Source organism: Streptomyces niphimycinicus, from assembly GCF_018883605.1.
GTDB classification, from domain to species: domain Bacteria; phylum Actinomycetota; class Actinomycetes; order Streptomycetales; family Streptomycetaceae; genus Streptomyces; species Streptomyces niphimycinicus.
Map to the genome: position 1 here is coordinate 1 of NZ_JAHLEM010000476.1, position 14,240 is coordinate 14,240.

The window sequence follows — 14,240 nt, forward strand, 5'->3', positions numbered from 1 at the left end:
GGCGAACCCGGCGAGGGCCGGTCCCGGCGTGCCCTGGGAGACCAGGGCGGCCTTGCCGACCGCCCGTGCCGTGACCCGGCGGTCGCCGACCTCCCGGGCCGCCTCCTCGTCCGCCCAGCGCTCGGCACAGTAGTCCACCGCGGTCCGCAGCGGCCGCAGCAGCGGGTTGGCCCGCGCCGCGAGCTGTGCGGCCAGCAGATAGCGGTGGTGGTGGGCGGTCAGATGGGCGCGCTCATGCGCGATCAGGGCCCGCCGCTCATGGGGGCTGAGGCTGTCCAACATCCCGGTGGAGACGACGATCCGGCCCGGTTTCCCGGTCCGCCCGGAGGTCCCGGGCAGCGCGTACGCGTACGCCTTGTCGTCGGGCAGCACCGCGACCGGTGACTCCGGCAGCCCGGCGAGCGCGAGCCGGGCGTCCCGTCGCACCCGTCCATGGCGCAGACAGGTGGCCGTACAGGACACGGTCACCGCCCCCAGCGCGCCGATCGCGGCCTTACCGGCCACCACGTCCCAGGGCACCGCCGCCCGTACTTCGGGGTCCGACCAACTGTCCGGCAGCGGATTGCCCGGCAGTTGTGCCGTACCGACGACCATCAGCAGCGCCAGGCACAGCGTGGAGCACACCGTAAGGACGGTGCCGACGAGCGTCAGCAGCCGGGTGGCGGTGCGCGGATGGAGATGCTGCTCGGCGAGCCGGGCGATCGGCAGCGCCGTCAAGGGCAGAACCAGCGGGAGGAAGACGAAGACACCCATCGGTCAGTCCTCCGGCTCCTCCGCCACGTCGGTCAGCAGGTCGCGCAGCAGCCGCTCGTCGTCCTGGGTCAGCCCGGTCACAAAGCTGGCCAGAACCGCCTCACGGTCGTCCTGGCCGTCCAGCACCCGGCGCATCCGCAGCGCCGCGAGCCCCGCCTCGTCCGACGCCGCCCGCCAGACGAAGGAGCGGCCCGCGCGTTCACGGGTCACGGCCTGCTTGGCGTGCAGCCGGGACAGGATGGTCATGACCGTGGTGTAGGCGAGCTCGCCCTCGATCCGCTCCTGCACCCATGCGGCGGTCACCGGCCCCGGCGCCCGGCGCAGCGCCGCGAGCACATGCGCCTCCAGTTCGCCCTGGCCACGCCGACGGGGGCGGCGTGGCCAGCCCGGCCCGCCGGTCCGGTCGTGGTCCGTCACACCCGTCTCCTTCCACACCGCACGCGCCCGGCGCGTGGCGCTACATGGTAGCGAGCGACGGGCCGCCGCCCCCTCCTCCCCCGGGCCCCGGTCGTGTTCCCCCGGGCCCCGGTCGTGCTCCCTCGGGCCCCGGTCGTGCGTTCGCCCCTTTGGCCGGGCTGTACGCGCGGGCCCGGGCCGCCTCACCGATGCTGAGCAGGGGGACGACCCCGACGAAGGAACTCACTCAGCCATGACGCAGACGCAAGGCTCACTCGCGCGGCAGATCACCGACTACGCCCATCGTGCCGACCCGTACCCGATCTACGCAGAGCTGCGCAAGACGCCCGTGGTGCACGACGAGGAGGGCCCGTACATCGTCTCCACCTACTGGGAGATCCACGGTCTGCTGCACGACCCCCGGCTCAGCTCCGAGGCGCGCAATCTGGATCCCGAGGCGGCGCCGGAGCTGGTCGAGGAGGACGACCCGGGGCTGCCGCCCAGCTTCCTGCGGCTGGACCCGCCCGAGCACGACCGGCTGCGCCGGCTCGCGATGGCGCCCTTCGGCCCGCCGCACACCCCGCGCCGGCTCCACGCCATGCGCGGCGAACTCACCCGTATCGTCGGCGAGCTGATCGACGGCTTCGAGGGCCGGGACCGGATCGATCTCGTCGACCACTTCTCCTACCCCTTCCCGGTGACCGTGATCTGCCGGCTGCTCGGGGTGCCGCGGGAGGACGAGCCGCGCTTCCACACCTGGGCCGACACCCTCGCCGCCAGTCTGGACCCCGACCCGGACGCGGACGCCGCCGAGCGGCGGCGGATCACCCGGCAGGCCCGTACGGAACTGGCGATGTATCTGTCCGAGCTGATGGAGGAGCGCCGCCGCGCACCCCGCGACGACATGCTCTCCGCCCTGGTCGGCGGGCAGGGCCCGGAGGAGCGGATGAGCCGGGCCGAGCTGCTGAGCACCGCGGCGCTGCTGCTGGTGGCGGGGCATGAGACCACCGTCAACCTGATCACCAACGGAATGCTGACCCTGCTGCGCAACCCCGATGTGCTCGCCCGGCTGCGCAAGGCTCCCCATCTGGTCGTCCCGCTGGTGGAGGAGCTGCTGCGGTTCGATCCGCCGGTGCAGATGCTGCCCCAGCGCACCCCGCTCTCGGAGATCGACATCGCGGGCGTGACCATCCCCAAGGGGGCGTCCGTCTGGCTGCTGCTGGCCTCGGGCAACCGCGATCCGCAGCGCTTCCCCGACCCCGACCGGTTCGATCCGCGGCGCAGGGACAACCAGCACCTCGGCTTCGGCAGCGGCATCCACAGTTGTTTCGGCGCCCCGCTGGCCCGGCTGGAGGCGCAGATCGCGCTGACCGAGCTGGCCCGGCGGCTGGTTGAGCCCCGGCTGCTGGAGGACCCGCCGACCTACCGGCACAACGCGGTGCTGCGCGGGCCCCGGCATCTGCCGATCGCCCTGGAGGGACTGCGGCCGAAGGCATCCCCGAACGGTTCCTCGAACGGGTCCTCGAACGGGTCCCCGAACGGTTCCCGGTGACGGCGGGGCTCAGCGGCCCGGGACCGGCCGGGCCGGCGGCGGGGCTCAGGACCGCGAGCGGGACGCGGGCGAACTCGTCCCGGCCGCGTCCCTCCCGCCCGTGTCCGTCCCGGCCACGTCCTTCTCGGCCCGGGCGGCGATGTTGCGGGCCATCCCGCCGAAGACGAGGGCGTGGAACGGCGCGACCGACCACCAGTAGAGGTGTCCGGCGAGGCCGCGCGGATGGAACAGCGCCCGCTGCCGGTACACCGTCCCGCCCCGCGCGTCCCGGCCGACCGTCATCTCCAGCCAGGCCAGGCCCGGCAGCCGCATCTCGGCCCGCAGCCGCAGCAGCCGGGGCGGCAGGACCTCCTCCACCCGCCAGAAGTCGAGGCTGTCCCCCACCCTGAGGTGCGCCGCGTCCCGGCGGCCACGGCGCAGTCCGACGCCGCCCACCAGGGTGTCGATCCAGCCGCGCAGCGCCCAGGCGAGCGGCATCGAGTACCACCCGTTCTCCCCGCCGATCCCCTCCACCACCCGCCAGACGTCCTCCGGCGAGGCGTCCACCGCGCGTCCGCGGCGGTCCTGGTAGAGGCTGCCGCCCGCCCAGTCGGGGTCGGTGGGCAGCGGATCGCTCGACGCGCCGGGGGTGGCGGCGGAGGACCAGCGGGTGGCCACCTTCGCGTCGCGGACCCGGCGCAGGGCCAGCTCCAGCGCCCGGTCCACGCCGAGCGGCCCGCCCGGCGGATCCGGCACATAGCGGACGATGTCCCGTTCGGCGCAGACCACTTCATGGCGCAGCGACTCCACCAGCGGGCGGGCGATGGCGCCCGGTACGGGGGTGACCAGGCCGACCCACAGGCTGGACAGCCTGGGGGTGAGCACCGGCACCGGGGCGACCAGACGCCGCCGCAGCCCGGTCACCGCCGCGTACCGCCGCATCATGTCCAGGTAGGTGAGGACGTCGGGGCCGCCGATGTCGAAGGTCCGGTGCACCTCGTCCGGCAGCGTGGCGCAGCCCACCAGCAGCCGCAGCACATCGCGGACGGCGATCGGCTGGGTGCGGGTGTGCACCCAGCGGGGCGTCACCATCACCGGCAGCCGCTCGGTGAGATAGCGCAGCATCTCGAACGAGGCCGAGCCGGAGCCGACGATCACCCCGGCCCGCAGAACGGCCGTCGGCACCCCGGAGTCCAGCAGCACCCGGCCCACCTCGGCCCGGGAGCGCAGATGGGGCGAGAGCGTGTGCTCGGGGACCCCGCGCGGGGTCAGCCCGCCGAGATAGACGATCCGGCGGACCCCCGCGGCCCGGGCCCGGTCGCCGAAGATCCGGGCGGCGCGGCGGTCGGTCTCCTCGAAGCCGGGTCCGGTGCCCAGCGCGTGCACCAGGTAGTACGCGACGTCCACGCCCGCCATGGCGGCGCCGATGGACTCCCCGTCGGTCACATCGGCGCGTACGGTCTCCACCCGCCCCGCCCAGGGGTGGTCGCGCAGCTTCTCGGGAGAGCGGGCCACGCATCGCACCTGATGCCCCGCGGCCAGCAGCTCGGGCACCAGCCTGCCGCCGATATAGCCGGTGGCCCCGGTGACCAGACAGCGGCGCGGCTCCGGCGCGCGCTCCGGAGCGCCGTCCATCGCTCGATCCGGCTCCGGCGGACGCCCGGGGACAGGACGCCCGGGAACAGGACGCCCGGGGACAGGACGCTCGGGAACAGGACGCTCGGGAACAGGACGCCCGGGAACAGCCATGAGGCCATGGTGCGCGGGCAGCACAAAACCTGCGAGGTGGGCTCCCTTCGGCGGCATTGTCCGCATCAGGTAGTGGAGGTCGCTCTCCGGTCTCCCCGACCTTCGAGCCTCTCAGCCCGGCCATCTAGGAAACGCTCCGGGGGACTTACGTCCTCTGTCCTGAGCGCCTCTCCGGTCGAACTCCCTCGCTCGCCCCGCAGGCTGTTATTCACGTTACTCCCGACCTCTTTGACCGCCTAGCCCCTTTCGAGCATTTTTTCCGTTTTTCCGAGCCCGGTGAAGATCGACCCCGGCCCGGCACTCGGGCGCCTTGGCTGCGCCGGGAGCGGCTTGCCCGGTAGGCTTTCCGTGTGATCTTCAAGCGCATCGGAAACGGTCGGCCCTATCCCGACCACGGACGGGAAAGCACCCGCCAGTGGGCGGATGTCGCCCCACGTCCGGTACGTCTTGACCAGTTGGTCACGACGAAGCAGCAGCTCGACCTGGAGACGCTGCTCGCGGAGGACTCGACGTTCTACGGGGACCTTTTCGCCCATGTCGTGAAATGGCAGGGCGACCTCTATCTGGAAGACGGACTGCACCGGGCGGTGCGCGCCGCGCTCCAGCAGCGCCAGGTGCTGCATGCGCGGGTCCTGGAGCTCGAGGGCTGACCGCGCCCGCACCCCCCGGTGATCGAGGGCTGACCGCGCCCGCGCCCCCGGTGACCGATCGCCGCTGATCGACTTCCGATCTCTGTTGACCCTTTCGGGTAGGTCTGAGCACCAACCATTGATCATTTAGTAGGCATCGCCACCTGGCCGCACTACGCTGCGCTCATGAGCATGCTGACCCCTCCCGGCATGGGCGGAAAGTACCGCATTACGGGCGATCGCTACCCGCGGATGAGCCGACCCCGGAGCCGCCGGCGGCTGATCTTCGCCGGGTTCGGCTCTGTCCTGACGCTCGGCCTGGTCGGCTGGGGAACACTTCAGCTCATCGACGTCTTCTCCGGCGGCAACAGCGACGACCAGACGGTCCGCGCGGCGCACGGCACCGGGGACTGCGAGCGCGGCGACAAGCGCCCCGACGAGAAGGCGAAGTCCGGCCGGTCCGACAGCGGCCAGAGCGGACAGAGCGGCAGGCAGGGCCGTACCGGCGGCAAACTGCCGAAGCCCTCCCAGATCACGGTCAACGTCTACAACGCGACCACGCGCTCCGGCCTCGCCAAGGACACCGCGAAGGAGCTGGAGAAGCGCGGCTTCAAGATCGGGAAAGTGGGCAACGCCCCCGAGCAGTACGACAAGAAGGTCAAGAACGCCGGGATGCTGCTCGGCGCCCCTGGCGCCGGTGACGGGGCCTTCAACGTGCTCGGCACTCAGCTCAGCGGCGCCCGGACCAAGAACGACACGCGCAACGGCAAGGACATCGACCTGATCATCGGCAACAGTTTCAAGGACCTGGTCAAGCAGAAGGACGCCGACAAGGCGCTGGCCGCCCTGGCCAAGCCCTCGCCCGCGCCCTCCGGATCGCCCTGCCGCTGACCCGGCGCCGACCGCTCGCGTGCGAGCACCCCGGGCCGCCGCTTCCAGCAGGGCTCAGCCGGCGCTCCCGTACATCCGGTCACCCGCGTCACCGAGCCCGGGCACGATGTACCCCTGCTCGTTGAGCCGCTCGTCGATGGACGAGGTCACCACCGTCACCGGCGCGCCCGCCAGCTCGCGCTCCATCAGCTCGACACCCTGCGGCGCCGCCAGCAGACACAGCGCGGTCACATCGTCGGCGCCCCGCGATATCAGCTCCCTGATCGCCGCGACCAGCGTCCCGCCGGTGGCGAGCATCGGGTCCAGCACGTAGACCTGACGGCCGGAGAGGTCCTCGGGCATCCGGGTGGCGTAGGTGGACGCCTGGAGCGTCTCCTCGTCACGGATCATGCCCAGGAAGCCGACCTCCGCGGTGGGCAGCAGCCGCACCATGCCGTCCAGCATCCCGAGACCGGCCCGCAGGATCGGCACGACCATGGGGCGCGGATGGGACAGCCGCACTCCGGTCGTGGCCGTCACCGGGGTCTGGATGTCGACCTGCTCGGTGCGCACATCGCGCGTGGCCTCGTACGCGAGCAGGGTCACCAGCTCGTCGGCGAGCCGCCGGAAGGTGGGGGAATCGGTGCGCTTGTCGCGCAGCGTGGTGAGTTTGTGCGCCACCAGCGGGTGGTCGACGACGTGGATCCGCATGGCAACGACATTAACCGAGCCTCCGGAGCCCGGCTGCCGCCGGTGACCCCGTCCGCCCCCTCCGTGCGCCTGCCTCGCGCTCAACCGTCTGCCGCCGCGCTGGAATCAAACCGCCGTTTCGGGGGAAAGTGGGCAGCAGCGCCCGGGGTGCCCCCGGGCGACACCTCGGCCCCGAGGAGTGATTGACCATGGCCGACGCGACCGCGCAGGAAACCTCCGCGGAACGCCGCCGCCGTCGCGACCGCTTCCTGCGCGCGCTGAACGAGGCCAGAGCGGTGCGGAACCGGGTGCGTCCCCGCCAGGCCCGCGCGGCCAGGATGCGCCGGGCGATACACATGCGGACCTTTTCCTGGTGAGTCCTGGTGGGCTTCCGCCGAACCGCCGGAGGGGGTTTCCGCGCGTTTCGATTCCGTCCGCGTGAGCCACATCTCTTTGGACTGGTGCACGACGCAGCGTGGAAGACCTCTCGCGACGCGACGGTTTCTGCCACGATTCCGATTGGGGCGGGACACTGTCCCGCCCGCCCCCGGCACGCCTATGACCAGTGGGAGAGTCACGGTGTACTTCGCCGCATTGCTCGCGCGCACCGCAGAAGGGTGGGAAGCGAGCGACACAGAGCTCGATGACGTGGAAACCCTGACGGATCTGATCGAACTGGCCCGTCTGGCCTCCAAGGACGACGACACGGTTTTGGCCTTCATCGAGCACGAAGACGCGTGGTTCGGCGTCGTCCGTGTGGACGGCGAGGACGACCCGCACATCTATGTATCGGACGCGGCAGCCGCCGCCCGCACCTCGTACGGCTCGATGCTCACCGACGAGCTGCTCGGCCGGGACCCCGACGACGATCTGGACAGCCTGGTCGACCTGGACGGCACCGAGGACGGCGAGCCGGACCGGGACGACGAGGACGCGGACGACGCCCCGGTCCCGCTCGGCCCGCTCGGCGACGCCGACATCCTGGCCGACTACGGCATGGACGAGAAGGAGCTGAAGTCCCTCGACGGGGACGCCCTCGAATCGATCGCCGAGATGCTGGGTTGCAGCATGGAGGGGCTGGAGGCGGTGCGCTGACCGCCGCAGCCATGCCCCCCACCCCGTCACCGCACCGATCCAAGTGATCAATACGAATCGCGAACCGAACCGATCCGCACGAAACCGATCCACACTGACGTCATGACCGATCCGCTGACCGGCCTCCTGCCCGGCCCCGAACCCGACCCCCTGCGCGATCCCTGGCGCGCCCCGATGCGCCTGGCGCTGGAGGAGGCGGTACGGGCACCCGAGACGGGAGATGTGCCGGTCGGCGCCGTCGTGCTGGGCCCGGACGGCTCGGTACTCGGCCGCGGCCGCAACGAGCGCGAGGCCCACGGCGACCCCACGGCCCACGCCGAGGTCCTCGCCCTCCGAGCCGCCGCCCACCACCTCGGCGGCTGGCGGCTGACCGGCTGCACCCTGGTGGTCACCCTGGAGCCGTGCACGATGTGCGCCGGCGCGATCGTCCTGTCCCGCCTGAACCGGCTGGTCTACGGCGCCGTGGACGAGAAGGCGGGCGCGGTCGGCTCCCTCTGGGACGTCGTCCGCGACCGCCGCCTCAACCACCGTCCCGAGGTCATCGCGGGCGTCCTGGCGGAGGCGTGCGCGGCCCCCCTGACCGCCTTCTTCCGCAAGTCCTGACCCCTGCGCCCGGATCCGTCCCGGCTCCGCCCCGGAACCGATTTCGGTTCCCGGCCACCCGTCCGCTAGGCTCTCCCTCGGTAGCGTGTCCGAGCGGCCGAAGGAGCGCGCCTCGAAAGCGCGTGAGGGGGCAACTCCTCCGTGGGTTCAAATCCCACCGCTACCGCCGCGAAGAACGTAGGGCCCGGTTCGATGAACCGGGCCCTACGTGTGTCCGGGGGTCGTCCCATCCCGTCAGGGGCCGGACGGGGGCGGTTGCTGCTGGTTGGGGTCGGGCTGCTGCTGTGGCTGGTCCTGCGGGGGCTGGTTGGGCGGCGGCTGGTTCGGCGGGGGCTGGTTCGGGGGCGGCTGGTTGGGCGGGGGCGGCGGCGGAGGCGGCTGGTTCGGCGGCGGCTGGTTCGGCGGGGGCTGGTTGGGCGGCGGCTGGTTCGGGGGCGGCTGATTGGGCGGGGGCTGGTTCGGCGGGGGCTGCGGCTGCTGCTGCTGGCCCGGATCCGTGGGCTGGTCCTGAGGCTGCTGGCCCGGATCGGAGGGCTGGTCCTGGGGCTGCTGACCCGGATCGGACGGCTGGTCCTGGGGCTGCTGCTGACCCGGGTCCGTGGGCTGGTCCTGCGGCTGCTGGCCCGGATCCGTGGGCTGGTCGGAGGACTGGTCGGAGGGCTGCGACTGCTGCGAGGGGGGCCCGGACGGGCGGTCGGTCTCCAGCGGGGTGAACCGGTCGGACGGCTTCAGGCTGACCTTCGGCGCCTCCCGCAGCCGCGGGGCGTGCTGCTCGCCCGGCATCGCCAGGGTGGACGGGTAGTCGGCCCGTGCCAGCACGGTGTCGCGCGGGTTCCCGCTGCCGTCACCGTCGCCGAGCGGGCGCTTCAGCAGCCCGGTTTTGCCGGTCTGCACCAGGACGAGGTGCTTGAGGTTCTTCGTGGCCGGCCGGATGACGGTCACCGTGGTCCGGGAGAAACCGTTCCACTGGGGCCCGGTGAAGGTCGGCTTGGCGTTGTGCGGCGGGGCCGAGACCCTTACGGGATTTCCGGAGTCGCACTTCACGACGGGCGCGCCGTGCTCATCGACGAAAACCGCCGTTCCGGCCTGGAGGACGGCGGACACCGGCTTCACCCCGCCGCGGTAGCCGTAGGTCTTGGCGTAGGTGTCGGAGCGCAGGGTGGCGCTCGTGAGCCGCTGGACGAAGCCGGTGATGTCGTCCTGGCCGATGTGCTGGACCCGGCTCCAGGCGGCCCCCTTCTTCTTGTCCGCGTCGAGGTCATGGGTCAGTCCCTGCCGGTCGCAGGGCTGCCGGTTCCGGACACCGGCGTAGAGACCGGGGGTGTCGCCGCGGAAGGCCCGGCCTCCGTTGGACGGCGAGACCACGTTTTTGCGGTCATGGCCGAAGGAGGAGGTGAACGCGGGGACCGACGTCTTTCCGACGGGTTCGCGCCGGTATTCGACCGTCGAGGCGAATCGGGGGGCTTCCCCGGAAGCCTTTCTGGAAGCCTTCCCGGATGCCTTTTCGGAGGAGGAGACCATCCCAAGGACCACCACGACGGCCACCACGACGACGAAACCGACGAAGAGTGCTGAGCGACGTGAGGTGAGGTGCCATGAGATCGAGCGCATTTCCCTCTCCTTCCCTTACCTCGCCCCCCATCCTGCGCTCGCCCCGCGCACCCCCGCTTCCCCCGAAACCCTGACATCTCACCCCACCTTTGGGGGACTTGGCCCATGTTTGCCCGTCGCCGCTCGCAGAACCGCCCCCGGTCCGGTGGCCCGGACCGGGGGCGGTCGCTACCCCTCGCGGTCTGTGTGCGGCGCCCCCTCCGACCATGTCGGATGTTCGCCGCGTATCTAGACTAAACGGACCTGCTCCAGTTGGCAGGGGAACGGACCGGAGAACGGACGGCGGCCGAGGAGGACCCGGATGAGCGGCGCTGTCGTGGCGGGGGTCGACGGATCGCGGTGCAGCCTTACGGCGGCCGAGTGGGCCGCGCGGGAGGCGGCGCGACGCGGGCGCGTGCTGCGGCTGGTGCACACCAGTCCGCCGCTGCCGCGCAGGGTCTCGCCGGTGCCCGGGGCGGACGCCTGGAGTTACGTGGGCGAGCAGATGCTGGGGCAGACGGTGGCCGACTTCCGGGCGCGCGATCCGGATCTCGAGATCGACGGGGAGCACACCGCCGCCGAACCGGCCGAGGCGCTGCTGGCGGCCGCGGCGGGCGCCGGGCTGCTGGTGGTCGGGGCCCGGGGCTGGGGAGGCTTCGACGGGCTGGCGGTGGGCTCCGTGGCGCTGCGGGTGGCGGCGATGGCCCAGTGCCCGGTCGTCACGGTCCCGGATGCGCGGCGTACGGGCGATGGATGGGACGGTGCGCGGACGGACGAGGTGCAGCTCGGCTTCGACGCGCATGCCCCGGCACAGGCGTCGGCCGACTTCGCGTTCCGCGCCGCCCAGGAGCGGGGCGTGCCGCTGCGGGTCGTGCATGCGTGGGCGCTGCCCCCGGCCTCCCCGTCGGCCTGGATGCTCACGGTGCTGGAGGAGGACCGCGCGATGTGGGAGGACCAGGAGAGCCAGGTGGTCTCCGACGCCCTGCGGCCGTGGCGGGAGCGATATCCGGAGGTCACGGTGGTGCCGGACGTCATTCTGCTCAATCCGGCGGAGGCGCTGGTGAGGGCCTCCGAGCGGGCCGGGCTGCTGGTGATCGGGCGCCGTGCGGCCCTCCGGCCGACCGAGCTGCGGCTGGGGCCGGTCGCCCATCCCGTACTGCACCACGCCCACTGCCCGGTGGCGGTCGTACCGCATCCCGCGCTCTGAGCGCTCAGCCGAAGAACACCCCGAATTCGGAGTAGAGCGCGGGGTCGACGGTCTTGGTGCCCGCCGTGGCCTTCGCGAGCGGTATGCGCACGATGTCCGTGCCGCGCAGCGCCACCATCGTGCCGAAGTCCCGGTCCTTGACGGTGTCGATCGCGCGCAGCCCGAAGCGGGTGGCCAGCCAGCGGTCGAAGGCGCTGGGGGTCCCGCCGCGCTGGATATGACCCAGGACCGTGGTGCGGGCCTCCTTGCCGGTGCGGTCGGCGATCTCATGGGCCAGCCACTCGCCGATACCGGACAGCCGGACATGGCCGAACTCGTCCAGGCTGGAGTCCTTGACCACCATCTGCCCCTTCTTCGGGACGGCCCCCTCCGCGACCACCACGATCGGTGCGTACCTGATCTTGAAGCGGTTTTCCACCCAGGCGCAGACCTGGCCGACGTCGAAGGGCTGCTCGGGGATGAGGATGACATTGGCCCCGCCCGCGATGCCCGAGTGCAGTGCGATCCAGCCGGCGTGCCGCCCCATCACCTCGACCACCAGGGTGCGGGTGTGGGATTCGGCGGTGGTGTGCAGCCGGTCGATCGCCTCGGTGGCGATATTGACGGCGGTGTCGAAGCCGAAGGTGTAGTCGGTGCCGGCCACGTCGTTGTCGATCGTCTTGGGCACTCCGACCACCTGGATGCCCTCGCCGCCCAGCGCCGCGGCGACTCCGAGCGTGTCCTCGCCGCCGATCGCGATGAGCGCGTCGACCTCGTACTCGGCGAGGGTCTCCCGCACGCGGGCGACGCCGTCCTCGCCGGCCAGGGGGTTGGTCCGGGAGGAGCCGAGGATGGTGCCGCCGCGCGGCAGGATGCCGCGCACGGCCGGGACGTCCAGCGGCACGATGGCTCCTTCGAGCACGCCGCGCCAGCCGTCCCGCACGCCGACGAACTCGAAGCCGTGGACCTCCACGCCCTTGCGGACGATGCCGCGGATCGCGGCGTTGAGCCCGGGGCAGTCACCGCCGCCGGTCAGCACACCGACACGCATCTCCGCTCCCTCCGCCGACGCCCCGAGCCGCTGCCGCCGCTCCGTCCGCCGCCGCTCCTTCTGCCACCACTCGTGCTCACCCGCCCCTTCTCCAGAATCCACCCATTTGTAGCGCGGCGCCCACATCGGCGAAGGACCGTTTCCACAACACCAGTACGTTCATCCGACTGATACGACTGATGCGCCAGAGGTGTGGATAGACTCTCGCGACTGCACAAGGGCACAGCGGGAGAGGCAGCACAGATGGCCCAGGCGAAGAAAATCGTGCTCTATATGCTGATCGTCTTCGTGCTGTACACGATCATCAAGACGCCGGCCAGGGCGGCCGACCTCGTCCAGGTCGGCTTCGAGGGCATATCGGACGCCGCCACGAGCGTCGGCGAGTTCATGACGGAACTGACCAAATAGCCTCGGTCCACCCCGCCCCCACCTCTCGAACTACCACCCCATTCAGCCCCTTATTGGGCGATTCCTCCACCAACACGTGGTAAAGCGGTGCTTGCACACAGTGCACATGTCTTGTGATGCTATGACCGCTTTTGCCGGGTGAGTAACCGTGAAGGGGTGGCGTGACCGTGTCGGCCCGTACCGCGCCCAGAACCCCGCCCCAGGGCGATGGCGGCAGCGAAAGCGGCAGAAGCCGCGGGGCTGACGCCAGAGCGCTCACCCAGGTGCTCTTCGCCGAGCTCTCGGGCCTCACCCCCGGAACCCCCGAGCACACCCGTGTGCGCGCCGCGCTGATCGAGGCCAATCTGCCGCTGGTCCGCTACGCCGCGGCCCGCTTCCGCAGCCGCAACGAGCCCATGGAGGACGTGATCCAGGTCGGCACCATCGGCCTGATCAACGCGATCGACCGGTTCGACCCGGACCGCGGGGTGCAGTTCCCGACGTTCGCCATGCCGACCGTCGTCGGCGAGATCAAGCGCTACTTCCGCGACAACGTCCGCACCGTCCATGTGCCGCGCCGGCTGCATGAGCTGTGGGTGCAGGTCAACGGCGCGACCGAGGACCTGACCGTGCTGCACGGCCGCTCCCCGACGACGGCCGAGATCGCCGAACGGCTCAAGCTCAGCGAGGAGGAGGTGCTCGCCTGTATCGAGGCCGGCCGCTCCTACCACGCCACTTCCCTGGAGGCCGCCCAGGAGGGCGACGGACTGCCCGGGCTGGTCGACCGGCTCGGCTACGAGGATCCGGCGCTCGCCGGAGTCGAGCACCGCGATCTGGTGCGCCATCTGCTCGTACAACTGCCCGAGCGCGAGCAGCGTATCCTTTTGCTGCGTTACTACAGCAATCTGACGCAATCTCAGATCAGCGCCGAGCTCGGCGTCTCGCAGATGCATGTGTCCCGGCTGCTGTCCCGCAGCTTCGCGAGGCTGAGGTCCGCAAATCGGATCGAGTCCTGATCCTTGCGAGGGACCTGCGCCCCGGCACCCCAAGGCTGTAATGTCGACTTGGCGCTACAGCGTGTTGCCGACATGTGACATTCTGCTGGAGCCGCGTTTGACGGGGCCCGACCTCCGGTATTGAGGGGGAGGCTGCGTCGGACGCGAACCGCGCAGCCGGGATCCGTCCGCGACCTCTAGGGGGTGGCATGTCCGTAGAACTGGGCAGCTCGAAGGTGCTCAACAACGATGCACCGCTCATGCCTGACGACTGCGACGCCATCGACACCCGCACCCTCTCCCGCTCCCTCTTCCTGCGGCTCGCCACACTCGACAAGGACAGTGCGGAGGCCGGCTACGTCCGTGACACCCTCATCGAGCTGAACCTCCCGCTCGTCCGCTACGCGGCGGCCCGGTTCCGCAGCCGTAACGAGCCGATGGAGGACATCGTCCAGGTCGGCACCATCGGCCTGATCAAGGCGATCGACCGCTTCGACTGCGAACGGGGCGTGGAGTTCCCGACGTTCGCCATGCCGACCGTCGTCGGCGAGATCAAGCGGTTCTTCCGTGACACAAGCTGGTCGGTGCGGGTCCCGCGGCGGCTCCAGGAGCTGCGGCTGGCGCTCACCAAGGCCAGTGACGAGCTGTCACAGAAGCTCGACCGCTCCCCGACCGTCCCCGAGCTCGCCACGGCGCTGGGCGTCTCGGAGGAGGA

The 14,240-nt window shown here is 71.3% G+C and carries 16 protein-coding genes and 1 tRNA gene; 11 read left to right on the forward strand and 6 right to left on the reverse strand.

Going from position 1 to position 14,240, the window contains the following annotated elements; translation table 11 throughout:
* Window positions 1-753: M56 family metallopeptidase (locus tag KN815_RS33360; protein WP_216345590.1), on the reverse strand; the 753-nt coding region annotated here is incomplete at its 3' end.
* Between the two features lie 3 nt (window positions 754-756).
* Window positions 757-1,170, reverse strand: coding sequence for a BlaI/MecI/CopY family transcriptional regulator (locus KN815_RS33365; RefSeq protein ID WP_216345591.1), 414 nt, complete (start codon window positions 1,168-1,170; stop codon window positions 757-759).
* A gap of 232 nt (window positions 1,171-1,402) precedes the next feature.
* Here KN815_RS33365 and KN815_RS33370 point away from each other — a divergent pair, with 232 nt between their 5' ends.
* A complete protein-coding gene (locus KN815_RS33370) occupies window positions 1,403-2,701 on the forward strand; it encodes a cytochrome P450 (RefSeq protein WP_216345592.1) in 1,299 nt (432 codons plus the stop codon).
* 45 nt (window positions 2,702-2,746) lie between these two features.
* Here KN815_RS33370 and KN815_RS33375 read toward each other — a convergent pair whose 3' ends face one another.
* Entirely contained in the window at window positions 2,747-4,315 is a 1,569-nt protein-coding gene (locus tag KN815_RS33375) for an SDR family oxidoreductase (RefSeq protein ID WP_216345593.1), read from the reverse strand.
* A gap of 464 nt (window positions 4,316-4,779) precedes the next feature.
* On the opposite strand from KN815_RS33375, the gene KN815_RS33380 reads away from it, so the two are divergent.
* Together KN815_RS33380 and KN815_RS33385 are read left to right on the forward strand one after the other, a co-directional pair.
* Complete coding sequence (locus KN815_RS33380; RefSeq protein WP_014061825.1) at window positions 4,780-5,079, forward strand: type II toxin-antitoxin system VapB family antitoxin; 300 nt, start codon at window positions 4,780-4,782, stop codon at window positions 5,077-5,079.
* Between the two features lie 165 nt (window positions 5,080-5,244).
* Window positions 5,245-5,949: a LytR C-terminal domain-containing protein gene (locus KN815_RS33385; RefSeq protein WP_253209396.1), complete on the forward strand. Its 705-nt coding sequence runs from the start codon at window positions 5,245-5,247 to the stop codon at window positions 5,947-5,949.
* Window positions 5,950-6,003: 54 nt separating this feature from the next.
* Here KN815_RS33385 and upp read toward each other — a convergent pair whose 3' ends face one another.
* On the reverse strand, window positions 6,004-6,639 hold the full coding sequence (gene upp, locus KN815_RS33390) for a uracil phosphoribosyltransferase (RefSeq protein ID WP_059148219.1): 636 nt from the start codon (window positions 6,637-6,639) through the stop codon (window positions 6,004-6,006).
* A gap of 188 nt (window positions 6,640-6,827) precedes the next feature.
* Here upp and KN815_RS33395 point away from each other — a divergent pair, with 188 nt between their 5' ends.
* The 4 genes from KN815_RS33395 (at window position 6,828) to KN815_RS33410 (ending at window position 8,482) form a co-directional block, all read left to right on the forward strand.
* Window positions 6,828-6,995, forward strand: a complete 168-nt coding sequence (locus KN815_RS33395; protein WP_216345594.1) for a hypothetical protein — start codon at window positions 6,828-6,830, stop codon at window positions 6,993-6,995.
* Window positions 6,996-7,176: 181 nt separating this feature from the next.
* Window positions 7,177-7,713: a tRNA adenosine deaminase-associated protein gene (locus KN815_RS33400; RefSeq protein ID WP_185930066.1), complete on the forward strand. Its 537-nt coding sequence runs from the start codon at window positions 7,177-7,179 to the stop codon at window positions 7,711-7,713.
* Window positions 7,714-7,815: 102 nt separating this feature from the next.
* Window positions 7,816-8,316, forward strand: coding sequence for a tRNA adenosine(34) deaminase TadA (tadA, locus tag KN815_RS33405; protein ID WP_014061830.1), 501 nt, complete (start codon window positions 7,816-7,818; stop codon window positions 8,314-8,316).
* 79 nt (window positions 8,317-8,395) lie between these two features.
* Window positions 8,396-8,482: transfer RNA gene (locus KN815_RS33410), tRNA-Ser, on the forward strand.
* 68 nt (window positions 8,483-8,550) lie between these two features.
* Here the strand turns inward: KN815_RS33410 and KN815_RS33415 are convergent.
* Window positions 8,551-9,927: a DUF6777 domain-containing protein gene (locus KN815_RS33415; protein ID WP_216345595.1), complete on the reverse strand. Its 1,377-nt coding sequence runs from the start codon at window positions 9,925-9,927 to the stop codon at window positions 8,551-8,553.
* 301 nt (window positions 9,928-10,228) lie between these two features.
* On the opposite strand from KN815_RS33415, the gene KN815_RS33420 reads away from it, so the two are divergent.
* Window positions 10,229-11,113 (forward strand): universal stress protein, encoded by an 885-nt coding sequence (locus KN815_RS33420; RefSeq protein WP_216345596.1) that lies wholly within the window; start codon window positions 10,229-10,231, stop codon window positions 11,111-11,113.
* A gap of 4 nt (window positions 11,114-11,117) precedes the next feature.
* Here KN815_RS33420 and KN815_RS33425 read toward each other — a convergent pair whose 3' ends face one another.
* Window positions 11,118-12,143: a 6-phosphofructokinase gene (locus KN815_RS33425; RefSeq protein WP_216345599.1), complete on the reverse strand. Its 1,026-nt coding sequence runs from the start codon at window positions 12,141-12,143 to the stop codon at window positions 11,118-11,120.
* Between the two features lie 192 nt (window positions 12,144-12,335).
* On the opposite strand from KN815_RS33425, the gene KN815_RS33430 reads away from it, so the two are divergent.
* The 3 genes from KN815_RS33430 to KN815_RS33440 all read left to right on the forward strand — a co-directional run.
* Window positions 12,336-12,551 carry a hypothetical protein gene (locus tag KN815_RS33430; protein WP_216345600.1) on the forward strand — a complete coding sequence of 72 codons (216 nt, stop codon included), beginning with the start codon at window positions 12,336-12,338 and terminating at the stop codon, window positions 12,549-12,551.
* A gap of 161 nt (window positions 12,552-12,712) precedes the next feature.
* Window positions 12,713-13,546, forward strand: a complete 834-nt coding sequence (locus KN815_RS33435; RefSeq protein ID WP_059147253.1) for an RNA polymerase sigma factor SigF — start codon at window positions 12,713-12,715, stop codon at window positions 13,544-13,546.
* 188 nt (window positions 13,547-13,734) lie between these two features.
* The coding region (locus KN815_RS33440) for a sigma-70 family RNA polymerase sigma factor (protein WP_216345597.1) at window positions 13,735-14,240 on the forward strand (506 nt) is incomplete at its 3' end.